Source organism: Dietzia sp. CW19 (genome assembly GCF_014145265.1).
Classification (GTDB): Bacteria; Actinomycetota; Actinomycetes; order Mycobacteriales; family Mycobacteriaceae; genus Dietzia; species Dietzia natronolimnaea.
Map to the genome: position 1 here is coordinate 11,810 of NZ_JAALEE010000565.1, position 321 is coordinate 12,130.

The 321-nt window shown below is 69.2% G+C and carries 1 pseudogene; it reads right to left on the minus strand.

The features are described from left to right. Positions 1–321: pseudogene (locus G6021_RS16850) on the minus strand (conjugal transfer protein); the annotation flags it as partial.

Sequence of the window (321 nt, forward strand, 5' to 3'; positions counted from 1 at the left end):
GGTACGTGGGGTCAGCGAGTACTTCGCGTTCAGGTCGTCGTGCTGGGCCTCGTAGGTGCTGCCGGCGAGCAGCGTGAGCGGCTCGCCGGCGCCCGGCGCGGACACCCACTTGTACACCTCGGTGATCGGTTTGTTGCCCAGAGCTGCGGCCAGGAACAGCGCGGTGAGCAGGTCGCGGGCCTGCTGGTAGAAGAACGCATTCTCGCCGGCATCGCCAGAGACCGCCGACCGCGCCGTGGTGGCGCCCTCGAAGATCTCGGCCAGGCGTAGCGCCGAGCCGTCCCAGAATCGTGCCGCCCGGACGAAGTCGAGCGGGTCGAA